The organism is Microbacterium sp. Clip185, from assembly GCF_028743715.1.
Classification (GTDB): Bacteria; Actinomycetota; Actinomycetes; order Actinomycetales; family Microbacteriaceae; genus Microbacterium.
In genome coordinates this window covers 786,453-809,042 of record NZ_CP117996.1, presented here as the reverse complement: position 1 = coordinate 809,042, position 22,590 = coordinate 786,453, and the positions used below count along the sequence as shown (strand labels likewise).

Here is a 22,590-nt window from a genome sequence, read left to right as displayed (position 1 = left end):
TAGCAGTGCGGTTCGGGCCCGCCCACGCCGGCCCGACACACGCGTTCATGCGGCGACTGCATGACGTTTCCTTACGACCGGCCGTGCGCACCGGCGATCCGGCGCTGCAGGATGACGGACCGTGCGGGGCACAGCCCGCACTCTTTCCCACCGAGAGGTCCCGCAATGCCCGCATCCACCCGCCGCATCCTGCGCCGGATCGCCCTCCCCGCCGCTCTCGCGGTGGGTGCCCTGACGCTCGCCTCCTGCGCGGGCGGATCCGCCGCGGCGGACGGCGGCGACAAGGAGCTGACCGTCCTGCTGATCTCCTCGCACGAGGGCGCGTCGAAGCTCCTCGCCGAGCGCTACGAGGCCGAGACCGGGGTGAAGATCAACCCGGTCATCGTCCCCTACGACGAGATCGGCAACACCCTCGCACTCGATCAGCAGTCGGGTGCGAACACGATCGACGTGGCTGCGCCCTGGTACGTGTCGATCGGCGATCTGGCCGATGCCGGCGCCATCCAGGACCTGACGGACTGGATCGACAGCGACGCCGACCTGAAGACGGACGACTTCATCCCGTCGATCTACGATCCGTACAGCCTCGTCGATGGACGCCGCTACGGGCTCCCGTTCGACGGCGACACGCACGTGCTGTTCTACAACAAGGAGATCCTGGCGCGGAACGGCTTCACCCAGCCGCCCGCGACCTGGGACGAGTACATCGAGCAGTCCCGCACGATCACGGCGAACGAGAGCGCGAACGGCGTCTACGGCAACGTGATCTTCGGCCAGAAGTCGCCGCTCATCCTCGGTGCGAGCTTCGCGAACCGTCTCGCCGGCTTCGGCGGCGAGTTCGTCGACGCCGACGGCAAGCCCGTCATCAACTCGCCCGAGGCGATCGCTGCCGCCCAGTCACTCGCCGACGCCCTGCCCTCCGCCTACCCCACTCCCGCCGAGACCGCGTTCGGCGAAGGAAACTCGGCCTGGTACGCGGGCAACGCGGCCTTCATCGAGAACTGGACCGACCTCGGCGTGGGGTCCCAGACCAACCCCGATTCGACCGTCAAGGACAACTGGGGCGTGACGCTTCTGCCGGTGGGCGGGGACAACACGACCTCCCGCGCGTCGCTCGTCGCGGGATTCACGTGGGTGGTCGCAGCCAACACCGCCAAGACCGATCTCGCGCGTGATTTCATCGCGTGGGCGTCCTCGAGCGAGGTGAACGAGGAACTGCTGGTCGCCGACCCGCAGACGGGCATCGATCCCAACCGGATCTCGTCGCTCGAGAGTGAGGCGTACGGCACCGCATACCCCGACCTGCAGCGTGTGAACCGCGCCACGCTCGACGGCGCGCTCGCATGGCCGACCGGCAAGAACGCCACGCAGGCTGCGGAGGTGCTCACGGACGAACTGGCGAAGCTGGTCGCGGGCGAGGTCACCGCGAAGGAAGCCCTCGACGCCACTCAGGCGGAGTGGGAAGAGCTCCTTGGCTGACGCCCTCACGCCCGCGCGCCCGCGCCGTGCCCCTCGGGGTCCGGCGTGGGCGCATCGCCTGTTCGTCGCACCGAGCGTGCTGGCCCTCGTCGTGCTGGGCCTGTATCCGCTGCTGTTCATCGCGGGCGCGGCGTTCACCGATTCCTCGCTCGGTCGGCCCTTCCAGGAGTGGGTGGGCACCGAGACCATCGAGAAGGTGCTCGGGGATGCGGATGCGGTCGCCACCCTCGGTCGCACCCTCGTCTACGCCCTCGGGGTGTCGGCGGCGAGCCTCGCGCTCGGTGTCGTGGCCGCGCTCGCGCTTCACGGCGCGGTGCGCAGCGGTTCGTTCGTGCGGACGCTCCTGCTGCTGCCGCTCATCACGCCGCCGGTCATCGTCGGCACGCTGTGGAAGCTCGTCTACAACCCCGGCGGCGGGCTCCTCGCGACCGTGCTGGGCTTCTTCGGGGCGCCCCGCGACGCGATCGCGCCGCTGTCGTCCACCACCTGGGCGCTGCCCGGCATCGCCCTCGCGGATGTCTGGGAGTGGACCCCGCTGGTCGCCCTGCTCGTGTTCACGGCGCTGCTCGCCCAGGACGCGCAGACGCTCGAGGCCGCGCGCCTGGACGGCGCGCACGGGTTCGCCCTGTTCCGGTACATCACGCTCCCGGCGATCTCGGGGGTCGTCGCCGCGGCGTTCTTCGTCCGCCTCGTGCTGGCGTTCAAGGTGTTCGATCTCGTCTTCATGATGACCTCGGGCGGCCCGGGCCAGGCGACGACCACGACGTCCTACCTGATCTATCAGGCTGCCCTGCGGGAGTTCGACCTCGGCAAGGCGGCCGTCATCACCCTGCTGCTGGCGGTGCTCGTCACCGTCGCCACCCTTCCCTTCGCCCTCGTGGCGCGCAGATTGCAGGTCAACCATGAGTGAGCTCCTCACCCCTCGGCGACCCCGCGCGTCGCGTCGCAGCATCCTGTCCACCGTCGTGCTAGCCGCGCTCGTGCTGTTCTTCGTGGTGCCGCTGCTGTACCTGGTGTCGGTGTCGTTCATGGGCCGCAACGAGACGGGGCAGGGCGTGCTCCTCCCTGCGGTGCCGCAGTTCGCGAACTGGACCGAGGTGCTCACGCAGTCCGATCTGCTGCACGGCATCGCGAACTCGCTCATCGCCGCGATCGGCGGCGCCGTCGTGTCCCTGCTGATCGCGCTGCCGGGCGCGTGGGCCATGGTGCGCTTCCGCACCGGCGGCGCAACACTCGCGGGCACGATCATGAGTCCGTGGCTCCTGCCGCCGATCGTCGCCGTCGTGCCGCTGTTCACCCTGCTGCGCCTGATCGGCGCGAACAACACGCTGTGGGGACTGACCCTTGTTTACGCACTCGTCAACGTGCCGGTCGCGATCTGGCTGCTCGAGGGGTTCCTCCGCAAGCTCCCGATCGAGATCGAGGAGGCGGCACGGATCGACGGCGCCGGCTCCGTCCGTGTGCTGGTATCTGTGGTCGCACCGCTGGTCGCGCCGGCGCTCGTCGCAGTGGGCATCATCGCCGGCGTGCTCAATTACAACGAGTTCCTGCTCGCGACCTTCCTGACCCAGTCGCCGGATGCCCGAACCCTGCCCGTCGTGCTCTCGCTGTTCTACGGCGAGCGCACTCCCCACGTCGGCAAGATCGCGGCCGCATCCGTCATCGGCGTGATCCCCGTCTTCGCCGCCGCGGTGTTCCTGCAGCGCTGGCTCGTCGGAGGCCTCACCTCCGGCGCGGTGCGCTGACGCGTTCCTCGCTGGCGCTCCGGCCCGCCGCCCCGCCGAGCGAGCATCCAATTGCCGAGCGAGCATTCAATGAGGTGCTCACTCGATGAATGAATGCTCGCTCGGCGGTCGCACCCCGGGTGCGGGTTCGCGTAGGCGGTGGCGGATGCGGCGACCGACCGCTCCTCCCGCATCCCTCGTCTGCGGCGAGCCGTGCACACGTCAGGCGGCACTCGGCACGGCTCGCCGCTGTTTCGCTGAGGGTTGTCGGATGCTGCCCTCGTTCGACGACGCCGTCTTCACCCGCCGGGATGCGCTGGCACGCGGCGCATCGGACACGAGGCTCCGCGTGGACCGCGATCGCGGCAACCTCGACCAGGTGCGGCCAGGCGTCTACGCCTCTGCCCCGACGTGGGAGCGCCTCACATCCGAGGAGCGCGCGCGTTGGGTGGCCGCTGCTGCGCACGAGGCGGGCAGAGGTGCACCGATCGTGTTCTCGCACCTGAGCGCGGCCGCGCTCTGGGCGCTGCCGCTCTTCCGCGTTCGAGCCACGCGTGCACACGTCACGGTCGACGGGCCGGCGAGGTCCACCCCACAGGTCTTCCGTCACCGGCTGCCGCTCCCGTCGGAGGATGTGGAGTGGCTCGAGCCCGGTCGAGTCGGCGTGACGAACCTGGCTCGGACGGTCGCCGATGTCATCGCCTCGGTGCCGCTGGAAACCGCGGTGTCCCTCGCGGATGCCGCCTTGCGTAAGGCTGCCGCGGAAGGGACGAGCGGGATCGATCTCGACCGTGCCGAGGACCTCCGCGCGGCGGTCGCGGAGCACCTTCGTCGTCGAACCGGGCGACGGGGCATCCGTGCGGCCCGCTTCGTCACGGAGTTCGCGGATGCACGCGCGCAGCTGCCCGGCGAGAGCGTGAGTCGTCTTCTGCTGCGGCAGCTCGGCTTCGCCGACCCGGGGCTCCAGGTCCCGGTCATGGGCCCGCACGGCGCCGACTACCTCGTCGACTTCGACCTCGGTCCGGTCTGGGGCGAGTTCGACGGTGCCCTCAAGTACACCGATCCGCGTTTCTTGAACGGCCGCACGCCGGCTCGCGTGCTCGCCGACGAGAAGGAGCGGGAGGACTGGATCCGCGGCGTGACCGGCAAGCGGATCGTGCGCTGGCAGATGGCTCACCTCGCCACGGCGTCGGCCTTCCGCCACCACCTCGCGGCCTGTGGCGTGCACCCGGTGCACTCGGCCTCGTGACGACAGCACCGAGCGAGCATCCGTTCATCCAATGAGCACCCAATGGAGTGCTCATTCGGCAATCGGATGCTCGCTCGGCGACAGCAGCGCGGGCCCGCCGCCGCTCAGCCGAAGGGGTTGGGGGTGAGCGTGTACTTGGTCTGGAGGTACTCGTGGATCCCTTCGGCGCCGCCCTCGCGGCCGAGGCCGGAGGACTTCCACCCGCCGAAGGGCCCTGCCGCGTTGGAGACGACCCCCATGTTGAGCCCCATCATCCCGGTCTCGAGGCGCTCGATCATGCGCTGCCCGCGTGCAAGGTTCTCGGTGAAGACGTAGGACACCAGGCCGTACTCGGTCGCGTTGGCGAGCGCGACGGCCTCGTCTTCGGTATCGAAGGGGACGATCGCCAGAACCGGTCCGAAGATCTCCTCGCGCAAGATGTCGCTTCCCGCCGCAACATCGGAGACCACCGTCGGCTCGAAGAAGGTGCCCTCACCCTCGATCGCCGACCCGCCCGTGCGCACGCTCGCGCCGCGCGAGACCGCATCCGACACCAGAGCCGCAGCCTTCGCGACGGCACGCTCGTCGATGAGCGGGCCGATCGCCACGCCGTCCTCGGTGCCGCGGCCGACCCGCATCGCCTGAACCCGTTCCGTGACGCGTCGCGTGAACTCCTCCGCGACGCTGCGGTGCACGAGGAAGCGGTTCGCGGCAGTGCAGGCCTGTCCGATGTTGCGGAACTTCGCCGCCATCGCGCCCTCCACGGCCTTGTCGAGATCCGCATCGTCGAAGACGAGGAAGGGCGCGTTGCCGCCGAGCTCCATCGATGTGCGGAGCACCCCGCCGGCCGCCTGCTCCAGCAGCTTCACACCGACCGGGGTGGAGCCCGTGAACGACAGCTTGCGCAGGCGCGGATCGCGGATGATCGGCTCCGACACGGCGCCGGAGTGCGACGTGGTGATCACGTTGACCACGCCGTCCGGCAGCCCCGCATCCTGCAGCAGCTGAGCGAAGTACAGCGTCGTCAACGGGGTGAGCTCGGCCGGCTTGATGACCACCGTGCAGCCCGCGGCGAGCGCGGGGGCGATCTTGCGCGTCGCCATCGCGAGCGGGAAGTTCCAGGGAGTGATGAGGTAGCACGGACCGACGGGGTGCTGCGAGACGATCATGCGACCGGTGCCCTCGGGGTTGGCACCGTAGCGGCCCTGCACGTGGGCGGCCTCTTCGCTGAACCACCGCAGGAACTCGCCCCCGTAGACGACCTCGCCGCGGGCCTCCGCGAGCGGTTTGCCCATCTCGATCGTCATGAGCAGCGCGAACTCCTCCTTGCGCTCCTGCAGCAGATCGAACGCACGGCGCAGCAGCTCGGCCCGCTCACGTGCCGGGGTCCGCGACCACGACTCGAACGCGTCGACGGCAGCATCCAGCGCCGCGGTGCCGTCTGCCACCGTCGCGCTCGCGATCGTCTTCACGACCGCGTTGGTGGCGGGGTCACGCACCTCGAGCGTCTGGGCGTCGGATGCGTCGCGCCACTCGCCGCCGATGAACAGCTGCGAGCGGACGCGGGCGAGCAGGTCGGTCTCGGTGAGTGCGGTCATCTCGGCTCTCCTCGGTCAGGTCATCCCGCCGTCGGGACCTGCCCATTCTCATCCGCCGCGGAGCGCCGAGCATTCGCCCGCACGGCGCGCCCCCGCATCCGACTCGCCACCGTGTACAGGCCCTTGGCGCCGGCATCCGCGTCGCCGGTCGGAGTCTCGCGCGGATGTCGGAGGCGCTGGCGCGCATGCTCCGACGGGACGCATATTCTCCGACGGCCGCGCACAGACAAACCGTGTCAACCGGTTGACTCGCGTGGTGTCAACTGGTTGACTTGACTTGTGGCCGACCGGATCTCCTTCACCCTGCACGAGCTCGTCGCGACCGTCGACGCGTTCGCGGATGCACGTCTGCGCAGCGGCTACGGAATCTCGATCGGCGACTTCATCTACCTCGCCACGATCTCCGATCAGCAGCCGCTCGATCTGACCTCCCTGGCGCGGTGCCTCATGGTCACGAAGGCCGCCGTCAGCAAGCGGATGCCGCATCTGGCCGAGGCCGGGTGGGTGCGTACCTCGAACGGTCCGGGGCGACGCATCCTCGTCGGGCTGACGGATGCGGGCGCGAGCCTCGTCGAGCGCGCGGGCAGCGAGCTCGACGCCGAGTTCATGGACCTCTTCGATGATCAGCGCCTGATCGACACCGGAGTCGATCGCGCTGTGCTCGCCCGCCAGCTGGAGGTGCTGACGGAGCTCGTCCGAGAGAAGGAGACACCGTGAGCACCAGGATCGTCGTCATCGTCGGCACCCCGCTGCCCGACACCCTCAACCACGCCCTCGCAGCCTCGTACGCGGATGCGGCCCGTGCCGCGGGGGCGGAGGTCCGCGTGATCGACCTCGCGGTCGAAGAGGCTCCCGCGCATCCGCGCACGCCGGGCCAGGTGCGGATGCCCCGCACGTCCGACGACGCACCGCTGGATGCGGTCGCGGCGCGAGCGATCGAGGACATCGCGTGGGCCGAGCATCTCGTGTTCTTCTTCCCGCAGTGGTGGGGTACGTACCCCGGCGCCCTCAAGGTCTTCATCGACCGCGTGTTCCTGTCGGGGTTCGCCTTCCGTTACCGCCCGACGGGTCCGCTGTGGGACAAGCTGCTGACCGGACGAACCGCCCGCATCGTCATGACGATGGACTCGCCGCGCGTGTGGAACGCGATCGTGTACCGGCACGCCGCGGAGACGAGTCTGCGAAACGCGGTGCTCGGCTATTGCGGCGTGCGCACGATCGGGGTGACCCGCTTCGACCAGGTGCGCCACCGCAGCGACGAGACCCGGCGGACGTGGATCGCCGAGACGGCGCGCCTGGGCGCGAGGGATGCGGGACGCCGCATCCGGCACCGCGGGCCCGTGGGCGCCGGAGCAGGGGCGGGCGCGGGCGCCGGGGCGGGCGTCTGATCGACCTGGGCATTCTCCCCCGGTCGGAGATTCGCGCGAATCTCGGAGGATACGGCGCGAATCCTCCGAGATTGAGCACATTCTCCGACCGGCCCGACCGGCCCGACCGGCGCGAACCGGCTGACTCAGCCCGGCAGGTGCCGACAGATCCAGCCGCCCTCCTCGCGCACATACTCGAGGCGGCGACTGGCGGCGGCGGGATGCGACGTCCAGAACAGCATCCGCCGCGGGCGCACCGCGTAACCGATCCAGCCGTCGGGCTGCGCCGGATGCGGGTTCGCCGCCGCGAACGCGGCCCACTGCCGCTCCCGGCGCGCACGCGGCTGGCGGGCGTACTCGGCGGTGTTGAGCCAGGCGAGTTGGCGCAGGTAGTCGGAACGGCCGCCGTAGGCTCGGGCGATCTCGTCCTCGTCCGCCACGGCCGCCGTCCCCTGCACAACGAGCTGGTGCGTGAAGCCGGGCCACAGCACGGTCAACGCGACCCTCGGGTTGAGGCTGAGCTCGCGCACCTTCCGGCTCGCCGCATCCGTATGGAAGAAGAAACGCTCCCCGTCGAACTCCGTCAGCATGACGGTGCGCGCGCGGGGGAAGCCGTCCTCGTCGACCGTGGAGAGCGTCATCAGCGCACGCTCCTCGCCATCGCCGGGCAGCCACGACGCCGCGAGCGCGAGCGGATCGCGCGGCGGCTCGTCGGCGTGCACCGGATCGGTGGCCACGTCTATGCGCGGCACCCGGAGGGCGACGACGTCGGATGCGGGAGGGGCGGTCATGCGAACTCGAATCCGTCGATCTCGGTGAGGGCCTCCGCCACGAAGTCGACACCGGCCTCGAAGATCCGACGGCCGTCCTCAGGGTTGGCACCGGTGGGGTCGCCGATCACGCCGTCGGGACCGAAGTCGTCGCTCGTCCAACCGAACATCACGGGCTTGGCGTTGAAGCCGATGTGGGTCAGCGCCGCGATGCGCTCGGGCAAGTTGCGCGGCGGCAGCTCCTTCGCCACCAGGTGCGGCGCCAGGTGCATGACCACCGAGGTCTCGCCCCATCCCGCGTGGATGCCCTGCCCGAGTTCGTCAGGACGGCCGTCGCATCCGTCGCCCGCGACACCCGCACCCGAACCCATCGAGAACGAGCGGAGCCCGAATCGGCGCCGGAGCTCCCGGTTGACCCAGCCGAGGAGCATGACGTTGCCTCCGTGGCCGTTGACGAAGGCGACCGTGCGTACGGGGGTCTGCGCGATGGCACGGCCGATCTCGATGAGTTGCTGCAACAGGGTCGTCCCCTCCATCCAGAGCGTCCCCGGCGCCCAGTAGTGCTCGTCAGACTTGGCGTAGGCGAGCGTCGGGAGCAGCCACGCGTCGACTCCCTGCGCCGCGACGCGCTCGACGGCAGCGGTCGCGACCGCCTCTGCGATCAGCGTGTCGGTCCGCAACGGGAGGTGCGGACCGTGGTGCTCGATCGCCCCGATCGGCACGACGGCGATCGACCGGTCGCTCGTGGCCGAGACCAGTGCGGGCCCCGAGAGGTCGTCCCATCGCCTCGTCGCCGCCGTCATCGGATCGCTCCCTTGGTCGGACCGGCGTAGTCGGGGTTGAGCTTGCCCGGGTTCAGCAGGCCCTGCGGGTCGGTGCGCCGCGCCAGCTCCACCGTTTCGGCGAGGCGGAAGTCGACGTTCCACTGGTGCGGATTGTGCACGCCGACGCCCAGTTGCCCGAGGCGCTCGATGCCGGCGTAGACGGCCTCCGGGCTCTCGTAGACACCCGCCAGCATCCCGATCGGAACGGTGTGACCCGCCTCGATGTGCAACTGGCCGCCGGGGTAGACGGCGTGGACCTCGTCGATACGCTCCACCAGCGCGTCACCGGACACCTCGACGTGGAAGTACACGCCCGGCTCGGACTTCTGCAGCCACTCGATCGGATGGTTGTAGCTGAGCACGGAGATGGCGGCGCTGACGCCCGGACCCTCGCGCACATCCTCGACCCGCCCGCCGGCCCGCTCGATGACGGCGACCGCTTCGTCGAGGATGCGGGCGTCGACGATCATGCGCAGCGAGCTGTGCCCCTCGCTGAACGCCTCGTCCGGCGGCAGCTGCGCGGTGATGTGCGGGGTATCAGCCGACACGAGTCGCGGCGAGGGCGTCATCCGGCCGAGCGTACGCAGCACCGACAGCGCTCCGGAGAAATCGGGGAACGAGGCGTAGAGGCCGCGCCAGTCCTGCAGCGGTTCGAGACGCACGGTGGCTCGGGCGATGACGCCCGCGGTGCCGTAGTTGTGCACGTACCCCTGCGCCTCATCACCCTCGACGTGCCGCAGCGTGCCGCCGGATGCGGGCGTCGCGACGTCCAGCGCGAGCACGAACCCCATGTCGTTCGAACCGTGCGCGATCGTTCCCGTTCCGCCGGAGCCGCCCGCCAGGAATCCGCCGATCGTGGTGTGCACGGTCGAGGGATACATCCACAGCTGCTGACCGGCCGCGCGGGCGGCGGCCTCGAGCGCGTTCATGGGCGCGCCCGCATCCGCCGTGATCCACCCCTCGCCCACCTCGACGATCGTGCGGGCGCGCGAGGTGTCGAGCACGAGTCCGCCCGGCATGGGGATCGCCTGCCCATAGTTGCCGGTTCCCTTGCCACGCGGTGTGATGGCCACACCGTGACGCGCGGCGAGGCCGACGACGTCCGCGATCTCCTGCGCGGTCGTCGGGAAGGCGACGAGGTCGGCGATGCCCAACGGCAGCATCTCGGCGATGATCGGCGACATCCGCGCGCCGTCCACGGACGCCTTCTCGCGCTGACGCATGTCGCTGGAGACGCCGCGCGGGCCCAGCAGGTCGCGCAGCTCTGCCTCGAGGGCGGCGTAATCGGGTTCGGTCATAGGAATCCTCCTTCGCGTGCATCTCCCGACGAAGGAGCGCGACGAGCCGGGTGATGAGTCACTCGCCGCGCAGAGGCCGTGGCCCGCGATCATCATGCGCCGTCCATGTTTCGCGCACGCAACACGCGGTTTGCGATCAGGGGGCGGCGACCCACCCCTCGGTCGCGGTGGCCGCCACGATGCGCCCACCGCGGATCACGAGCCGGTCGGCCGGCGCCTCGGCGATCGCCTGCACGAGCGAGTCCGCCCGCACGGCGAGCAGGTCGGCGCGGGCACCGACGACGACCCCTGCTTCGGGCAGTCCCATGACCTCCCTCGCTCCGGTGGACACCGCGGTGTACGCCTCGTCGGCGGTGAGGTGCGCGGCGACGACGAGGAGCATCGCGGTCTCGAGCGCGTCACCGCGGCCGAGCGGATTGAACGGGTCGCGCACGTTGTCGGCACCGGCGGCGAACCGCGCGCCCGCGGCCAACAGCGCGCGGGCCGGCGCGATGCCGCGCGGGGTCGCGACAGCGACTCCCCACCCCTGCAACGAGAGGTTCGTCATGGGGTTGGCGATGATGCCCACGCCCGACGCGACGACCTCTGCGATGACGGCATCGCGCGCGGGTTCGTCGAGCGTGCCCAGTCGTACACAGTGCCCCGCGGAGCGGTTCTGCGGCCATCCGAGGGTGCGTCGGGCGTAGGCGTCGAGGGTCACGGCGGCCGCGAGACCCTCATCCGTGTGCAGGTCGACCGGAACACCCCGCCGCTCGGCGACATCGAGTAGCCGGTGCAGGTCGGCGATCGGATCGTCGGCGAGATGCGAGGCTCCCCCGATGACGTCGGCGCCCGCATCCAGCGCCGCCTCGAGGTGCGCGGTCGGCACGTCAGGAGCGGCGAGGGCGACGATCTCGATGTCGACGAGTGCGGCCAGTTCCTCCCGCACCGAGACGAGCGCCTCGACCCCGCGAAGGGGCGCATCGCCCAGCAGCACGTCGACGTGCGTGCGGATGGCGGTCGTGCCGTGCCGCAGCATCCGCAGTACCTGCGCACGTGCGCGCGCTGCCGCATCCGCCACCGTCATCGTCTCGGCGTAGACGCGCCAGGCCGCGATCGCCGCGCGGAGATCGCCCATGGGCGAGCGGATGGCGTCCCAGCTCAGCGCCTTGTCGAGGTGCGCGTGCGGCTCTGCGGCCGCGGCGAGCAGCACGTATCCGGAGAGATCGAGCGTGCCGGCCGCTGGCGCCGGCGCGGCGGGCGTCACCGCGGAGACCCGGCCGTTCTCGATCGTGACGTCGACGCGAGACCCGTCAGCCAGCGTGGCGCCCGCGATCCGATCGATCGTCGCGGGCTGCGGCAGGTCGTCCATGGTGCTCCTTCTCCGGCGCCGCCCGGCGCCAGCGCCGACGGTATCCGGCGCGCGTTTCCCGCCGGTAACGCGCCTGTCGTCATCTGCTCGTCACACGGGCCGATTAGCGTGACGCGCTGTGAGTTACTTCAGCGACGTCGAACGCGACCTCGTCGTCGTGGAGCGCACCGCGCTCGCCGACGACATCGTCGCCTTCGATCTGGCATCCCCGAACGGGCGCGACCTGCCCGCCTGGACCCCCGGTTCCCACCTCGACGTGATCCTGCCGGATGCCGACGGCACCGGCCCCGCGGAACGCCAGTACTCCCTGTGCGGCGACCCTGGCGAGCGCGGGCGATGGCGCATCGCCGTGCTGCGTGAGACGGGCGGTCGCGGCGGATCGATACGCGTGCATGACGAGCTCGAGGTCGGTGCGCGTGTGCGCGTCCGCGGCCCCCGCAATCACTTCCCGTTCGAGGTCTCCCCCGGCACGCGCTACCGGTTCGTGGCGGGCGGGATCGGTATCACGGCGATCCGGGCGATGGCAGCCGCGGCGGAGGCCGCCGGAGCGGAGTGGGAGCTCGACTACGCGGGGCGCTCGCGGCAGAGCATGGCGTTCGCGGCGGAACTCGCCGAGACGTACGGCGACCGCGTGCGCATCCACGCCGGCGACGAGGGTGCCCGCCTCGATATCGACGCGCTCGCGGCATCCCTCGACGGGCGCACGGCCGTGTTCGCGTGCGGTCCGAAGCGGATGCTGGACGCACTGGATGCGAGTGTCGACGAGCGCGCACTGCACGTGGAGCGATTCGAGGCGAAGGAGTTCGGGGAGCCGGTCTGGCCCGGGCCGTTCGAGGTCGAGTTGGCCATGAGCGGCGACGTCGTCCAGGTCACGCCCGAGCAGTCCGTGCTCGATGCCATCCGCGAGCAGTCACCCGACACGCTCGTGCTCTCGAGCTGCCGACGCGGCACCTGCGGCACGTGCGAGGTGCCGGTGCTGGAGGGCGACATCGAGCACCGGGACTCGGTGCTCACGCCGATCGAGCAGCGCGACTCGACCGTCATGATGGTCTGCGTCTCGCGCGCGGCGTGCGAACGGATCGTCCTCGATCTCTGACCGCCGGTGCGCTGTTCAGCGACCGACCCGTCCGCGCAGCCGTGCCGCGATCTCGCGTTCGTCGCCCTGCACGAGGCGGTAGTCGCGCACGACCACACGACCCGCGACGATGACGTGCCGAGGCCGGCGCCCGGGACTCGTCCAGAGCAATCCCGCCACGGGGTCCGCGACACCCGCATCCGCCACCGCGTCCACATCCCAGACGCACACGTCCGCGGCCGCTCCCGGCCGCAGGTGACCCAGCTCAGACCGGCCGAGACCTACCGCCGCCTCGGCCGTCGCCATCTCGAGCACGTCGCGCGCGTCGAGCTGCGGGCCCACGAGCGCCGACACCTGCAGGGCCAGTCGCGCGTCGGCCAGTAGGTGTCCGGCGTCGTTGGAGCCGCCGCCGGAGGTTCCGAGGCCCACGCGGATGCCGGCATCCCGCATCCGCGCCACCGGCGCGATGCCCCACCCCATCTGCACATCGCACCCGGGGGCGTGGGTCGCGGTGACGCCCGCCGCCGCCAGCCGCTCGATCTCCGCCTCGGTCACATCGCAGAGGTGCGCGATCGTGACATCGGGCGCGAGCCAGCCCCACTCCTCCAGCAGCTCCAAGGGTCGCCGACCGTACCGTTCGAGTGCGATCTGGGTATCGACCTGCTCGTTCGCCTGCGTGCGACGGCGGAGGCCGTACTCGCGAGCGACCGCGCCCAGTGCCCGAAAAGTCTCCTCACCGTCCGAGTGCACGCCCGCGGGCCCCACCGCGAGCTGCAACATGCCGTCGGCGCTCACCCCGCCCGCATCCGGTGCGAGGAAGTGAGCGGCGATGGCACGCGCGCTCGCTTCCGCCGCATCGGGGGCGTCGCGGGCCGAGCCGCGCACGAAGACCAGCCTGGCGCCGAGCGCGGCGGCCGCATCCGCCACCGACCGCGCGATCGCGACCGTGTCGTCGACGGGATGCGGCGAGCGCCGCGGATCCGGCCAGTTCAGCTGGTGGTCCGCCACCGTCGTCACCCCGCTCAGCAACGACTCGGCGATGCCCGCGGCCGCCGTGGCGGCGGTGAGGGACGCGTCGATCCCAGCGTCCGCGTAGGCGGCGGCCATGGCCGGTAGCCAGTCCCGCATCGGCACGCCGCGGGTCGCGGGCAGCGTGCGAAAGCCCGTCTGCAGGAGGTGGTGGTGCGCATTGATGAGCCCCGGCGTCACGACGCAGCCCGACACGTCGAGCCGCTCGCCGGCCGCGTCGGATGACGACGATACTGCGCCGTCGTCGAGCACGAGGTCGCCGTCGCGCTCGGTCCGACGATCGATGAGGATGCGGCGAGCGCCGTGCAGGGTGAGCATGGCCCGATCGTCTCAGCCCGAGATCACCGGCACGTTACCGCGGCGATGCTCTAGGCTGCCGCCATGACGATCCCGGTCTCCGGCGCTCCCCGCGGCGCGGTGCTCTTCGGTGATCACTCGTACCGAGCCGATCTGTATCAGTGACGCGTGCGGTCGACGCCGCACGCCCTCTTCTCACTCGATCGATCGGAACCCCCATGTCTTCTTCTCGCTACCCCACCATGCCCGCGCCCGGCCTCGACTGGGCCGAGACGCACATGCCCCTGACCCGCGCCGCCGTCCACGAGCTCGCACCCGTGTTCCGCGGGCTCCGCATCTCGATGTGCCTGCACGTCGAACCCAAGACCGCCGCCCTCGTCCGGCTGCTCGCCGCCGCCGGGGCGGACATCTCCCTCACCGGCTCCCCCGGGACGACGCGCGACGACACGGTGGACGACCTTCGCCGCGCGGGGGTCACCGTACACGCGGCGCGCGATGACGCAGCTCCCCGCGTCGCCGATGTGCTTGCACACGACCCCCACCTCATCCTCGACAACGGCGGGGACCTCTTCCTCGCCGTGCTCGACGGATACCCCACCCCGAGCCTCATCGGTGGCACCGAGGAGACCACGACAGGCGGCATCCTCCTGCGCCGCCGCGCGGACGCTGTGCGCCATCCGGTCATCGTCATCAACGACAGCCCACTCAAGCTGCTCGTCGAGAACCGATTCGGGGTCGGCCAGTCGGTCGTTCAGGGCTTCATGAACGCCACGAACCTCATGATCCCCGGGGCGAGAGCCACCGTGCTCGGCTATGGCCCGTGCGGCCGGGGCACCGCCCAGACGCTGCGCCAGCTCGGCGCGCTCGTGACGGTCGTCGATACCGACCCCTACCGAGCGCTGGAGGCGTCGCTCGAGGGATTCATCGTCGCCGACACGCCTCGCGCACTGTCCAACGCGCAGCTGCTCTTTCTCGCCACCGGCGCTCCCGGGGTGGTGGGCGCCGCCGAAATCGCGCAGCTGCCCGACGGCGTGTGCATCGCGGGCGTCGGCCACCACGCCTGGGAGATGGAGCTCGCAGCCCTCGGCTCACCCGTGGCGTCGGAGGCGTACCACGCGAGCTACGCGACAGCCGACGGTCGGACGATCCACGTCATCGCCGACAACCGGATGGTGAATCTCGTCGCCGGGCTCGGTAACCCGATCGAGGCGATGGATCTCGGCCTCACTCTGCAGGCGCGCTCCCTCGCGGCCGTGGCGCAGGGTCTCGCCGAGAACGGCGTGCACGGCGTCCCGGAGGACATCGATCGGCGAGTGGCTCGCGACTTCCTCGCTGTGCGGACCGCCTGAGTCCCGCGCGTGGGGTGGGTCAGAGCCCCGCCGCGCGCTCCGCAGCCTCGACGACGTTCGTGAGCAGCAGGGCCACGGTCATGGGCCCTACACCGCCGGGGTTCGGCGACACGTAACCGGCGACCTCCACGACGTCCGGGTGCACGTCGCCGTAGACGATGCTCTTGCCCGTCTCCGGATGCGTCTCACGCGTGACGCCGACATCCAGCACCGCGGCGCCGGCGCGCAGGTGCTCCGCCCGGACGAGGTGCTTGACGCCAGCGGCCGCGACCACGACGTCCGCCTGGGCGAGGTGGAAGGGAAGGTCTTCGGTGCCGGTGTGGGTCAGGGTGACTGTGGCGTTGATGTCGCGGCGCGTCAGCAGCAGCCCGATCGAGCGGCCGATCGTGACGCCACGACCGACGACCACGACATGCTTGCCCGCCAGGTTGTAGCCATTGCGCTGCAGAAGCTCGATCACACCGCGCGGCGTGCACGGCAGCGGCGAGGTGATCGGGGTGTTCACGTTCAGCACCAGGCGGCCGAGGTTCGTCGGGTGCAGCCCGTCGGCATCCTTGTCGGGGTCGATCCGCTCGAGGATGCGATCCGTGTCGAGGTGCTTCGGCAGCGGCAGCTGCACGATGTAGCCGTGGCACGTCGGGTCGGCGTTGAGCTCGTCGATCAACGCTTCGACGTCCTCCTGCGTGGCGTCCGCCGGCAGCTCCCGCTGGATCGAGTTCATCCCGATCGCGACGGACTGCTTGTGCTTCATGCCCACGTACAGCTGCGAGGCGGGGTCCGCCCCCACCAGCACCGTGGCGATGCCGGGAACCACCCCACGCTCGGCGAGCGTCGCCACGCGCGCGGTGAGTTCTTCCTTGATCGCGGCCGCGGTGCGGACGCCGTCGAGTGTGATCGCGGTCATTGTCGTCTCCTCTTCGAGCCCGCCCCGAGCACGCGCCGATCTGCGCGATGAGCGCAGCGTCGCGACCGAGGGTACTCAATCACTATGCACGTAGGGATACGGATGCGGCAACACCTTGTGCTGCCGCATCCGTTCCGATCACTGCTGCAGGTCGGGGTACAGCGGGAACGCGGCGGTCAGAGCTGCGACGCGGGTGCGCAGCGCCTCGACGTCGGCGCCGGGCAGCAGCGCGAGCGCGATGATGTCGGCGACCTCGGTGAACTCTGCGTCGCCGAACCCGCGGGTGGCGAGCGCCGGCGTGCCGATGCGCAGACCCGAGGTGACCATCGGCGGACGCGGGTCGTTGGGCACCGCGTTGCGGTTGACCGTGATGTGGATGTCGTGCAGGAGGTCCTCGGCCTGCTTGCCGTCGATGGCCGCCTCGCGGAGATCGACGAGCACGAGGTGCACGTCGGTGCCGCCCGAGCGCACCGCGATGCCGGCATCCTTCACGTCCTGCTGCGCGAGCCGGTCGGCCAGGATCGCCGCACCCCGGACGGTGCGCTCCTGGCGCTCCTTGAACTCGGGGGTCGCGGCGAGCTTGAACGCGGTCGCCTTGGCGGCGATCACGTGCATGAGCGGACCGCCCTGCTGGCCGGGGAAGACCGCGGTGTTGATCTTCTTGGCGAGATCCTCGTCGTTCGTGAGGATGAAGCCCGAGCGGGGGCCGCCGATCGTCTTGTGCACGGTCGAGGAGACGACGTGCGCGTGCGGAACCGGGTTCGGGTGCACACCCGCGGCGACGAGGCCAGCGAAGTGCGCCATGTCGACCCAGAGGTACGCGCCGACCTCGTCGGCGATCTCGCGGAAGCGCGCGAAGTCGAGCTGGCGCGGGTAGGCGGACCAGCCGGCGATGATGACCTTCGGCTTGTGCTCGACGGCGAGACGGTGCACCTCGTCCATGTCGATGACACTGGTCTCGGGGTCGACGCCGTAGGCGACGATGTTGTACAGCCGGCCGGAAAAGTTGATCTTCATGCCGTGCGTGAGGTGACCGCCCTGATCGAGCGAGAGACCCAGCAGCGTGTCGCCGGGGCGGGCGATCGCGTGCAGCACCGCCGCGTTGGCGGAGGCACCGGAGTGCGGCTGCACGTTGGCGAAGCCGGCGCCGAACAGCGACTTGGCGCGAGCGATCGCGAGCTCCTCCGCGACATCCACCTCTTCGCAGCCGCCGTAGTATCGGCGACCGGGGTAGCCCTCGGCGTACTTGTTGGTGAGCACGGAGCCCTGCGACTGCAGCACCGAGACGGGCACGAAGTTCTCGGACGCGATCATCTCGAGGTAGCCGCGCTGGCGCTCGAGTTCGCGCTCGAGCACCTGGGCGATCTCGGGGTCGACCTCTGCGAGCGGGGCGTTGAAGTACGGGTCGGTCATGACTCTCCCTGACGACGGTTTCGGACAAATGGGTTCCGTATCGGCCCAGGCGTACGGCCGAATACCGTGTCGGTCGCTCCCCGGTGGTCATCCACCTCAACGCCAGTCGCGACGGCATCGAGCATACCCGACGCGGACGCCGGACACATCTGAACGCCCGGTGCTCGGCGGGCGAACGCGTGGTGCGCTGCGGAGCAGTTTGTTAAGGTTCCTTACATGTCAACCGGCCTCGTCCCGCGACCGACGTCCGTGGCCCTCGGTAACGGCGCGTTCGCGGTGACGGATGCGGTCTCGATCACCGGCGACCCGGATGCGGTCGCCCTCCTGATCTCGCGACTGCACAGACGCACGGGTTTCTCGATCGCCCAGGCCACTGACGCCCCCATCCGCCTGCGCATCGATGGCGAAGGCGCCGCGGAGTCCTATCGACTGGCCATCGATACCGAAGCGGTGGAACTCACCGCATCCGATGCCGCAGGCCTGCAGCACGGCGTCCACACCCTGCTGCAACTGCTGGCGCCGACCCGGCAGGGATGGGTGTGGCCGGCCGTGGTAATCGATGACGCACCGCGCTTCGCCCACCGCGGGCTGATGCTCGACGTCGCCCGGCACTTCTTCGCCGTCGACGTCGTCGAGCGCCTCCTCGATCGGATGGCGGAGCTCAAACTCAACGTGCTCCACCTGCACCTCAGCGACGATCAGGGGTGGCGACTCGCGCTCGATTCGCGACCGCGACTGGCCGAGCACGCCTCCGATTCGGCGACCCTGGGCGATGCGGGCGGCTGCTACTCGCGCGCCGACTGGCAGCGGATCCTGGATGCGGCGGCCTCGCGTCACATCGCGGTGATTCCCGAGTTCGACGTGCCTGGACACACGCACGCCGTGGGGCTCGCGTACCCCGAGATCGCCCGGCCTCCCGCCCTCACCCCCGAGCTCGAGGAGACGGCCGCGGAGTTCGGTGGCGGCCTGCCCGTCGCGGGGCAGCCCTACACGGGCTTCGGCGTCGGCTTCTCGTCCCTGCGGATCGGCGATGCCGAGACGAGCACGTTCCTGCGCGACGTGTTCACCGAGCTGGCCGAGCTCACTCCCGGCCCCTACCTGCACATCGGCGGCGACGAGGCCCTCGGCACCTCGCGCGACGACTACGACGCGGCGATCGCGGAGGTGACCGCGCTCGTGACCTCGCTCGGCAAGACCCCCGTCGCCTGGCACGAAGCGGGCAGCGCCACGCACCTCGCGGGCGGAACGATCGGGCAGTACTGGGGCTTCCTGCGCCCCGTGGACGGCGCCGACGAAAAGGCCCGCGGCTTCGTCGAGCGCGGCGGACGCCTCATCCTCTCCCCCGCCGACGCGGTGTACCTCGACATGAAGGACAGCGCCGACTGCCCCCTCGGTCTCACCTGGGCGAACGGCCCGACCCCGCTGCGGCGCGCGTACGACTGGGAGCCGAGCGAGGTCGTCTCCGGCATCCGTGAGGAGGAGATCCTCGGCGTCGAGGCAGCGCTGTGGACGGAGACGATCCGCACGGAGGAGGACATCCAGCAAATGGTGTTCCCTCGCCTCGCCGCCGCCGCCGAGGTGGCGTGGTCGCCGGGTGCATCCCGGTCGTGGGAGAGCTTCCGCGAGCGCCTGGCGGATCTCGCGACGCGGTGGGAAGCCGACGGGCTCACCTATCGCCGGATCGACGGCGTGCCGTGGCGGTGAGCGTGATCGTGCACTCGGCGCGGATCGTCGACGGCGGCCGCGAGACGCCGGACGGCTGGGTGAGGTGGGAGGCCGGCCGCATCACCCATCGGGGCACGGGCGAGGGCTGGCGGGAGCGCTCGGGCGACGAGGTGCTGGTCGATGCGCGCGCCGCGGCGGGCCCGGACGCGGTGCTCACACCCGGATTCATCGACCTGCACGGGCATGGCGGCGGCGGCCACTCCTACGAAGACGGACCGGATGCGGTCCGCGCCGCCCGGACACTGCACCTCGCGCACGGCACGACTCGCGCCGTCCTGTCGCTCGCCACGGCGACGCTCAGCGACCTCGCCGACCGGCTCGAGACGATCGCGAAGCTCACCCGCACCGATCCGGACATCCTGGGCTCGCATCTGGAGGGCCCGTTCCTCGCGCCGAGCCACCGGGGTGCGCACGCCGGGGATCTGCTGCGCGCGCCCGACCCGGAATCGCTGGAAATGCTGCTGGCGGCCGGCGACGGCACGGTGCGCCAGGTGACGCTCGCGCCCGAGCTTCCCGGCGGCCTCGACGCCGTCCGGCGGATCGTCGACGCAGGTGTCGTCGCCGCCGTCGGTCATACCGCAGCCGACGCCGCCCTCGCAACCGCGGCCTTCGATGCCGGGGCGAGCGTGCTGACGCACGCGTTCAACGCGATGCCGGGGCTCCACCACCGCTCCCCCGGGCCGGTGGGGGCGGCGCTCGCGGACGACCGCGTCGTGCTGGAGATCATCGCCGACGGCGTGCACCTGCATCCCGACATCGTGCGCATCGCCGCATCCGCTGCCGCGGGGCGCGTCGCGCTCGTGACCGACGCGATGGCCGCCGCCGGTGCCGCCGACGGCTCGTACCGCCTGGGCGCGCTCGATGTGGAGGTCGCGGGCGGCGTCGCGCATGTGGTCGGGACCGACACGATCGCCGGTTCCACTCTCACCCAGGATGCAGCGCTGCGCGTCACCGTCGGGGCGGGGGTTCCTCTGGCGGTGGCCGTGCGGGCGCTCACCGAGACCCCCGCGCGCGTGCTCGGACGGGAGGATCTCGGAACCCTCGAGCCGGGGCGCCTCGCCGACGCGGTGCTGCTGACCGCAGACCTGCGCGTCGCCAGGGTGTGGCTGGCCGGCGAACCGGCCTGACCACCGCCCGCCCTGCTTCTCCGCGAGACTGCATCTTGGTCACGAGATCACGGTGTTCACCCGTGATCTCGTGCGGGAGATGCAGTTTCGCAGCCGGAGGCTCCGCGTCCGCGCGGCGGGCGTGGAGGGGCTGTGGGGACTGTCTCGTGGACGAAGCGACGGGAAAGGCCCGCTCTGGGCGCCCGCGTAGAATGGCGGAGTGAGCACCCCTTCGTCCGCGCCCCTGCCCGCGGGCACGCGCCCCGCACTGTCCGCCCTCGACGTGGTGGCGTTCCTGTGCGAGATCGGCGGCATCGTCGCCCTGGCGATCTGGGGCTTCGCGACGTGGGAGTTCCCCTGGAACCTCGTGGTGGGCATCCTGACCCCCGCCGCAGCCATCGTGCTGTGGGCGCTGTTCGTCTCGCCGCGCGCCGTCTTCGCGGTGCACCCCTTCGTGCGCGCCATCGCGGAACTGCTCGTCTACGCCGCCGCGACTGCCGCCCTGTGGTCGCTCGGTCTCACCTGGATCGGCATCGCGTACGCGGTCGTCGCCGTCACAGTGGGCCTCGTCGTCGGACGCCGCCGCTTCGCATGACCGCGTCGGTCGTCGACCTGCTGCGCGAGGCGCTCGGCGACCGGGTCGACACGACTGAGGCCGCGCTCGAGGCAGTCCGCGCCGACAAGTCCGGGCACGCAGCCCAAGGCCGCGCCCTCGCCGTCGTGCACGCCGAGTGCATCGAGGACGTACAGGCCGTGCTGCGCATCGCGCACGCCACCGGCACCCCGGTCGTGCCTCGCGGCGCCGGTACCGGCCTCGCGGGCGGCGCGAACGCGGGCGACGGCCGGATCGCCCTGTCGCTCGCGCGGATGAACCGCATCCTCGAGATCCGCCCCGACGACCTCCTCGCCATCGTGGAGCCGGGCATCGTCAACGCCGACCTCAACGCCGAGCTCGCCCGCCACGGCGTGTGGTGGGCCCCCGACCCGGCCAGCCGCGCGATCTCGACCGTGGGCGGCAACATCGCCACCGGTGCAGGCGGGCTGCTGTGCGCCAAGTACGGCGTCGTACGCGATGCGGTCCTCGGCGTCGATGTCGTCCTCGCGGACGGCGAGCTCGTGCGCCTCGGCCATCGCAGCGTGAAGGGCGTCACCGGCCTGGATCTGACCTCGCTCATGATCGGATCGGAGGGAACGCTCGGGGTCGTCGTGGGCGCCACGCTCAAGCTGCGGCGTCTGGTCGCCGGGCAGACGCGCACGCTCACCGCATCCTTCACCGACGTGCGCGCCGCAGCCGCGGGCGCGGCCGCCGTCACCGCCTCTGGCGTGCAACCGGCGATCATGGAGCTCATGGATGCGGCGAGCCTCGCCGCCGTCCACGCCCTCCTCTCCCTTCGCGCGCCCGCCGGTACCGAGAGCCTGCTGACCGTGCAGACCGACGGCCCCACGGCCGCCGACGACGCCGCGCAGATCGCACACGTGCTCGAGCGGGTGGGCGGCCGGGTGCGTGTGGCCGTGGACGAGGCGGAGGGCGAGGCACTGCTGCACGTGCGGCGGTCGCTGCATCCGGCGATGGAACGCCTCGGCACGACGCTCATCGAAGACGTCTCGGTGCCGCGATCCGCACTGCCGGCGATGTTCGACGAGATCGTGCGGATCGAGGGCGACTACGGACTCACGATTCCCACGGTGGCGCACGCGGGTGACGGGAACCTCCACCCGAACTTCGTCTTCGAGGGCCCCGAGGTGCCCGACGTCGTCTGGCGCGCGGCCGACGACCTGTTCCGTTCCGCGCTGCGGCTCGGCGGCACACTCACCGGCGAGCACGGCATCGGTGTTCTCAAGCGACGATGGCTGCGCGACGAGCTCGGCGCACGCCAGTGGGAGCTGCAGCGCGACATCAAACGGCTGTTCGATCCCACCGGCATCCTGAATCCCGGCGTCGTCTTCGCCGACTGAGGCGACCATGTCCCACTTGCCGCAACTTTCACCCCGGTTTTTTGCGGCAAGTGGGACATGCCCTGCGGGAAGTGGGACATGCCTTGCGGGAAGTGGG

At 70.9% G+C, this 22,590-nt stretch carries 20 protein-coding genes and 1 riboswitch; of the genes, 12 read left to right on the top strand and 8 right to left on the bottom strand.

The window, feature by feature from the left end:
* Window positions 1-165 precede the first annotated feature (165 nt).
* The 4 genes from PQV94_RS03850 to PQV94_RS03835 all read left to right on the top strand — a co-directional run bounded on the left by PQV94_RS03850 (window position 166) and on the right by PQV94_RS03835 (window position 4,452).
* Window positions 166-1,479 carry an ABC transporter substrate-binding protein gene (locus tag PQV94_RS03850; RefSeq protein ID WP_274287479.1) on the top strand — a complete coding sequence of 438 codons (1,314 nt, stop codon included), beginning with the start codon at window positions 166-168 and terminating at the stop codon, window positions 1,477-1,479.
* Entirely contained in the window at window positions 1,472-2,389 is a 918-nt protein-coding gene (locus tag PQV94_RS03845) for a carbohydrate ABC transporter permease (RefSeq protein WP_274287478.1), read from the top strand. Before PQV94_RS03850 ends, PQV94_RS03845 begins: the two co-directional genes overlap by 8 nt.
* Entirely contained in the window at window positions 2,382-3,224 is an 843-nt protein-coding gene (locus PQV94_RS03840) for a carbohydrate ABC transporter permease (RefSeq protein ID WP_274287477.1), read from the top strand. The genes PQV94_RS03845 and PQV94_RS03840 overlap by 8 nt, the downstream gene beginning before the upstream one ends.
* Before the next feature lie 250 nt (window positions 3,225-3,474).
* On the top strand, window positions 3,475-4,452 hold the full coding sequence (locus tag PQV94_RS03835; RefSeq protein ID WP_274287476.1) for a type IV toxin-antitoxin system AbiEi family antitoxin domain-containing protein: 978 nt from the start codon (window positions 3,475-3,477) through the stop codon (window positions 4,450-4,452).
* A gap of 104 nt (window positions 4,453-4,556) precedes the next feature.
* Here PQV94_RS03835 and PQV94_RS03830 read toward each other — a convergent pair whose 3' ends face one another.
* Window positions 4,557-6,029 carry an NAD-dependent succinate-semialdehyde dehydrogenase gene (locus PQV94_RS03830; protein WP_274287475.1) on the bottom strand — a complete coding sequence of 491 codons (1,473 nt, stop codon included), beginning with the start codon at window positions 6,027-6,029 and terminating at the stop codon, window positions 4,557-4,559.
* A gap of 279 nt (window positions 6,030-6,308) precedes the next feature.
* Here PQV94_RS03830 and PQV94_RS03825 point away from each other — a divergent pair, with 279 nt between their 5' ends.
* Both PQV94_RS03825 and PQV94_RS03820 read left to right on the top strand, forming a co-directional pair.
* The gene (locus tag PQV94_RS03825) at window positions 6,309-6,746 is read left to right on the top strand and encodes a MarR family winged helix-turn-helix transcriptional regulator (RefSeq protein ID WP_274287474.1); all 438 of its coding nucleotides are present in this window, start codon (window positions 6,309-6,311) and stop codon (window positions 6,744-6,746) included.
* The gene (locus tag PQV94_RS03820) at window positions 6,743-7,417 is read left to right on the top strand and encodes an NAD(P)H-dependent oxidoreductase (RefSeq protein WP_274287473.1); all 675 of its coding nucleotides are present in this window, start codon (window positions 6,743-6,745) and stop codon (window positions 7,415-7,417) included. Before PQV94_RS03825 ends, PQV94_RS03820 begins: the two co-directional genes overlap by 4 nt.
* Window positions 7,418-7,542: 125 nt before the next feature.
* On the opposite strand, the gene PQV94_RS03815 is transcribed toward PQV94_RS03820, so the two are convergent.
* The 4 genes from PQV94_RS03815 to PQV94_RS03800 all read right to left on the bottom strand — a co-directional run bounded on the left by PQV94_RS03815 (window position 7,543) and on the right by PQV94_RS03800 (window position 11,639).
* Entirely contained in the window at window positions 7,543-8,187 is a 645-nt protein-coding gene (locus PQV94_RS03815) for a pyridoxamine 5'-phosphate oxidase family protein (protein ID WP_274287472.1), read from the bottom strand.
* Window positions 8,184-8,969: a creatininase family protein gene (locus PQV94_RS03810; protein WP_274287471.1), complete on the bottom strand. Its 786-nt coding sequence runs from the start codon at window positions 8,967-8,969 to the stop codon at window positions 8,184-8,186. The genes PQV94_RS03815 and PQV94_RS03810 overlap by 4 nt, the downstream gene beginning before the upstream one ends.
* Complete coding sequence (locus PQV94_RS03805; protein ID WP_274287470.1) at window positions 8,966-10,288, bottom strand: FAD-binding oxidoreductase; 1,323 nt, start codon at window positions 10,286-10,288, stop codon at window positions 8,966-8,968. Before PQV94_RS03805 ends, PQV94_RS03810 begins: the two co-directional genes overlap by 4 nt.
* A 136-nt stretch (window positions 10,289-10,424) precedes the next feature.
* On the bottom strand, window positions 10,425-11,639 hold the full coding sequence (locus tag PQV94_RS03800) for an amidohydrolase family protein (RefSeq protein ID WP_274287469.1): 1,215 nt from the start codon (window positions 11,637-11,639) through the stop codon (window positions 10,425-10,427).
* Window positions 11,640-11,757: 118 nt separating this feature from the next.
* Between PQV94_RS03800 and PQV94_RS03795 the strand changes: the two genes are divergently transcribed.
* Window positions 11,758-12,735 carry a PDR/VanB family oxidoreductase gene (locus PQV94_RS03795; RefSeq protein ID WP_274287468.1) on the top strand — a complete coding sequence of 326 codons (978 nt, stop codon included), beginning with the start codon at window positions 11,758-11,760 and terminating at the stop codon, window positions 12,733-12,735.
* A gap of 15 nt (window positions 12,736-12,750) precedes the next feature.
* On the opposite strand, the gene PQV94_RS03790 is transcribed toward PQV94_RS03795, so the two are convergent.
* Window positions 12,751-14,061 carry an amidohydrolase family protein gene (locus tag PQV94_RS03790; protein ID WP_274287467.1) on the bottom strand — a complete coding sequence of 437 codons (1,311 nt, stop codon included), beginning with the start codon at window positions 14,059-14,061 and terminating at the stop codon, window positions 12,751-12,753.
* Window positions 14,062-14,258: 197 nt separating this feature from the next.
* Here PQV94_RS03790 and PQV94_RS03785 point away from each other — a divergent pair, with 197 nt between their 5' ends.
* Window positions 14,259-15,389 carry an adenosylhomocysteinase gene (locus PQV94_RS03785; protein WP_274287466.1) on the top strand — a complete coding sequence of 377 codons (1,131 nt, stop codon included), beginning with the start codon at window positions 14,259-14,261 and terminating at the stop codon, window positions 15,387-15,389.
* A gap of 19 nt (window positions 15,390-15,408) precedes the next feature.
* On the opposite strand, the gene PQV94_RS03780 is transcribed toward PQV94_RS03785, so the two are convergent.
* Both PQV94_RS03780 and glyA read right to left on the bottom strand, forming a co-directional pair.
* Window positions 15,409-16,293: a bifunctional methylenetetrahydrofolate dehydrogenase/methenyltetrahydrofolate cyclohydrolase gene (locus PQV94_RS03780; protein ID WP_274287465.1), complete on the bottom strand. Its 885-nt coding sequence runs from the start codon at window positions 16,291-16,293 to the stop codon at window positions 15,409-15,411.
* Between the two features lie 138 nt (window positions 16,294-16,431).
* A complete protein-coding gene (gene glyA / locus PQV94_RS03775) occupies window positions 16,432-17,706 on the bottom strand; it encodes a serine hydroxymethyltransferase (RefSeq protein ID WP_234073474.1) in 1,275 nt (424 codons plus the stop codon).
* A gap of 36 nt (window positions 17,707-17,742) precedes the next feature.
* Window positions 17,743-17,826, bottom strand: a riboswitch (ZMP/ZTP riboswitch).
* 96 nt (window positions 17,827-17,922) lie between these two features.
* On the opposite strand from glyA, the gene PQV94_RS03770 reads away from it, so the two are divergent.
* The 4 genes from PQV94_RS03770 (at window position 17,923) to PQV94_RS03755 (ending at window position 22,493) form a co-directional block, all read left to right on the top strand.
* Window positions 17,923-19,410, top strand: coding sequence for a family 20 glycosylhydrolase (locus PQV94_RS03770; RefSeq protein ID WP_274287464.1), 1,488 nt, complete (start codon window positions 17,923-17,925; stop codon window positions 19,408-19,410).
* On the top strand, window positions 19,407-20,558 hold the full coding sequence (gene nagA / locus PQV94_RS03765; protein ID WP_443192717.1) for an N-acetylglucosamine-6-phosphate deacetylase: 1,152 nt from the start codon (window positions 19,407-19,409) through the stop codon (window positions 20,556-20,558). The genes PQV94_RS03770 and nagA overlap by 4 nt, the downstream gene beginning before the upstream one ends.
* 199 nt (window positions 20,559-20,757) lie before the next feature.
* Window positions 20,758-21,132 (top strand): YrdB family protein, encoded by a 375-nt coding sequence (locus tag PQV94_RS03760; protein ID WP_274287462.1) that lies wholly within the window; start codon window positions 20,758-20,760, stop codon window positions 21,130-21,132.
* The gene (locus PQV94_RS03755; RefSeq protein WP_274287461.1) at window positions 21,129-22,493 is read left to right on the top strand and encodes an FAD-binding oxidoreductase; all 1,365 of its coding nucleotides are present in this window, start codon (window positions 21,129-21,131) and stop codon (window positions 22,491-22,493) included. Before PQV94_RS03760 ends, PQV94_RS03755 begins: the two co-directional genes overlap by 4 nt.
* The last annotated feature ends 97 nt before the right edge of the window (window positions 22,494-22,590 follow it).